The sequence below is a fragment of the Stenotrophomonas beteli genome, from assembly GCF_001431665.1.
GTDB lineage: Bacteria > Pseudomonadota > Gammaproteobacteria > Xanthomonadales > Xanthomonadaceae > Stenotrophomonas > Stenotrophomonas beteli.
The window spans coordinates 1-647 of the sequence record NZ_LLXV01000011.1; the positions used below are offsets into that span (position 1 = coordinate 1).

The window sequence follows — 647 nt, forward strand, 5'->3', positions numbered from 1 at the left end:
CGTCCAGGCGCAGCACCCGGCCAGGCATCAGCTTGTAGCAGCGCTGGTGGATGCTGTGCGGCGCCGGAATGTAGTCCAGCCGCAGCAGCAGGGTCAGTGCGTCGCGATCGATGTCGTTGTCGAAGGCCGGGTGCTGCCACAGCGCCTTCAGTTCCGAACCGAACACCAGCGTGTCACCGGCCCAGCCGTAGTACAGCGGCTTCTTGCCGACACGGTCGCGGGCCAACCACAGGCATTGCGCCTGACGGTCCCACAGCGCGATGGCAAACATGCCGTTGCAGCGCTGCAGGGTCTCTTCCACGCCCCACTGCAGGATCGCCGCCAGCAGCACTTCGGTGTCGGAATGGCCACGGAAGCCATGCCCCAGCGGCTCCAGCTCGGCACGCAGCGCCGCGAAGTTGTAGACCTCGCCGTTGTAGGCCATCACGTAGCGGCCATCGGCCGACGCCATCGGCTGGTGGCCGAGCGGGGACAGGTCAAGGATGCTAAGGCGGAGATGCGCCAGCGCGAGGCCGGAGCCGGCATCGACCCAGCTGCCGCCATCATCCGGCCCGCGATGGTGCAGCGCCTGGCCCATGGCCAGCACCTGCGCCTGCAGCACCCCGGCCGACGCCATAGGCGCCGGCCACAACTGTCCCGCCACACCA

At 68.5% G+C, this 647-nt stretch carries 1 protein-coding gene; it reads right to left on the reverse strand.

The window, feature by feature from the left end:
- Positions 1-647, reverse strand: a 647-nt coding sequence (locus ARC23_RS00705) for an asparagine synthetase B family protein (protein ID WP_411847885.1), incomplete at both ends; no start/stop codon positions are given.